The organism is Acidiphilium sp., from assembly GCF_049977125.1.
In the GTDB taxonomy this organism is placed as follows: Bacteria; Pseudomonadota; Alphaproteobacteria; order Acetobacterales; family Acetobacteraceae; genus Acidiphilium.
Window position 1 is genome coordinate 1 of record NZ_JBMFGY010000301.1, and the last position, 2,408, is coordinate 2,408.

Consider the following 2,408-nt stretch of genomic DNA (forward strand, 5'->3'; position numbering starts at 1 on the left):
ATGGTAGGTTTTTCTGAAATAGGTCCGAAAAGCGTTCATTGGTGGCGAGAATTCGGCATTCCTTCGCCAGGCAACGCCGACGTCCATTGAGGGTATGGGATCGGAAACTACGACTGTTTCGATGCGTTTCCCCTCGAGTGACCAGGGACGGTGGACCATATCGGAAAGGATCGCTACACCTTGGCCGTTGGCGACGAGAGAGCGAACCGCCTCGACCGAAGAGGTCCGCAGCTTTACGGATGGTTGGAATGGAGACCTACTCCAGTATTTGAGGGAGCTATGTGCCGCTTCGTCAACGGTCAGCATGATATATGGTTCGTCGGAAATCTCGCGCAGGCCTACCGACTCACGATCAAGGAGGGGGTGACGGGCAGGCAGCCACAATCGACGTGCCGAGCTGAGTAATGTTTCGGTAGTTAGTGAGCTGTTTAGGATATTTGATGTCAGGAGGACAGCGATATCATATCGGTTTGCAAGCAAACCTTCCTCGATCGATTCCCTACTCATTTCGGAAAGCCGAATGTCGAGCCTTGGAAACATTCTACGAATTCTTTCGAGATGGTACGGAAGAAAATAGCCGATTACTGTGTAGGTCGCTGCTACTGTCAGGGTTCCCTCCAGATCCCGTGTCTCTACGCTCAGTTTTGTTGCCTCGTCGATCTTGCCCAGAATATCATACGCGTGAGACAGAAACTGCCGGCCAGCGGTTGTCAGTTCCATACCTTGTTGGGTGCGATCAAACAGGTCGAGACCGACAATGAGCTCCAACTCCTTGATCGCTGTGGTCACCGCCGACTGCGAGATTGAGAGTTCCGTGGCCGCCCGGGACACGCGGCCGATTTCCGCGGTGGCCACGAAATAGCGGATCTGCCTTAGAGTTAGCGACATCGTGGCTTATCCTTCCCGTTCAGATATTAAGATAATTGGCCGTCAATGATCTGAATTAGCAAGGGTCCGCTCAATCCGCTGTATCCCCATGGGTTGAGCGAGGTACGAAATTCCCCGGGTGTGATGCCCCTATCGGGATGATATAGCGGCGTCACGTTCTGAAAAACAGATAATCAGATTTCGATAATTGTATTATCCAATGTCCGCTATGCTCCCTAAAGTGAGGAGTAAGTCGTAACGGAGCTACGCAAATATGTCGCTCCATTCACGGAGGAATGGCGTGGAACGAGGATTCGTTGATATAAATTGTGACTTGGGCGAATCTTTCGGACGGTGGCGTGCGGGGGATGCTGATGACGCGGACCTGATGCCGCTTATCAGCTCGGCGAACATAGCCGCAGGGTTCCATGCTGGCGATCCCAATCTGATGGACCGCACGGTGAAGCTCGCAGTAGATCACGGCGTTGGGATTGGAGCGCACCCCGGCTATCGTGACCTGCAGGGCTTCGGAAGGCGCACTATCGCTGGCACGACGCCGGAAATCATCAACGACGTGATTTACCAGGTGGGCGCTCTGCGGGAGTTCGCTCGTCGGCACGGAGCGGTGCTACGGCACGTCAAGCCTCATGGCGCGCTTTACATGGAGATGGCGATCAACAGCGACCTGTCACAGTTCTTTGTCCAGTTCATGCGTAAGGCGGCGCCTAACGCTTTTATCTACTGCATGGCCGGGTCGGAGACTGAACGTCTCGCCCGCGAGGCGGGGCATCCTATCGTGCGTGAATTCTATGCTGACCGAGATTATGATGAATCCGGTTCAATCGTGTTTACCCGCGACCAGATTAGACTAGACCCTGCCTTCGTCTCAGAGAAGGTCCTACGGGCTTGCAAGGAAGGCCGAGTGCGCGCGGTGACCGGCCGCGACATCAATATCGAATTCGAATCCATCTGCTTTCATTCTGATACACCTGGGTGCTTCGAGCTGGCGTCACGAATGCGCGAGGTACTCGTCGCGGGAGGCATCCGTATCGCCCCAGTTTCGGAAAGTACAACGCCTTAACAACGGATTGCGACGGAGCATTTTCATGAGCAGGATTGAAATAAAGTCCCCTCTTCCTGGTACGTTCTATCGCCGTCCTGCGCCCGACAAGCCCGACTTCAAGAAAGAAGGGGAGGATGTAGAGCCGTCGGATACGATCGGGCTTGTCGAAGTGATGAAAACGTTCATCGAGGTGCATGCCGGCGTCACCGGCAGGGGGATTGTCTTCCTCGTCGATGACGCGGAGGCGGTCATGGCTGGCCAAGTGATTGCCGAGGTTGGGGAATGACCATCCGATCGCTCCTGATTGCCAACCGCGGCGAGATCGCCGTGCGGATCAATCGGGCAGCGAAATCGCTCGGAATGCGGTGCGTGCAAGTCCATTCGGACGCCGATACCGACTCGCTCGCTGTGCGGATTGCAGACGAGGCGGTGAATATCGGACCACCACCGGCCGCCAAGTCTTACCTCAATATTGCCG

At 55.1% G+C, this 2,408-nt stretch carries 4 protein-coding genes; 3 read left to right on the forward strand and 1 reads right to left on the reverse strand.

The window, feature by feature from the left end; all coding sequences use genetic code 11:
- On the reverse strand, positions 1–888 hold an 888-nt coding region (locus ACP5E6_RS18340; RefSeq protein ID WP_427956773.1), incomplete at its 3' end, for a LysR family transcriptional regulator.
- A gap of 253 nt (positions 889–1,141) precedes the next feature.
- Between ACP5E6_RS18340 and pxpA the strand changes: the two genes are divergently transcribed.
- From pxpA to ACP5E6_RS18355, 3 genes are all read left to right on the forward strand, one after another.
- Positions 1,142–1,948, forward strand: coding sequence for a 5-oxoprolinase subunit PxpA (gene pxpA, locus ACP5E6_RS18345; protein WP_427956776.1), 807 nt, complete (start codon positions 1,142–1,144; stop codon positions 1,946–1,948).
- Between the two features lie 25 nt (positions 1,949–1,973).
- The gene (locus ACP5E6_RS18350) at positions 1,974–2,216 is read left to right on the forward strand and encodes an acetyl-CoA carboxylase (RefSeq protein WP_427956778.1); all 243 of its coding nucleotides are present in this window, start codon (positions 1,974–1,976) and stop codon (positions 2,214–2,216) included.
- On the forward strand, positions 2,213–2,408 hold a 196-nt coding region (locus tag ACP5E6_RS18355), incomplete at its 3' end, for a biotin carboxylase N-terminal domain-containing protein (protein ID WP_427956780.1). The genes ACP5E6_RS18350 and ACP5E6_RS18355, both read left to right, overlap by 4 nt.

Coding starts and splice junctions, on each gene's coding strand:
- pxpA (WP_427956776.1), top strand. CDS start 1,142: ATGTCGCTCCATTCACGGAGGAATGGCGTGGAACGAGGATTCGTTGAT.
- ACP5E6_RS18350 (WP_427956778.1), top strand. CDS start 1,974: ATGAGCAGGATTGAAATAAAGTCCCCTCTTCCTGGTACGTTCTATCGC.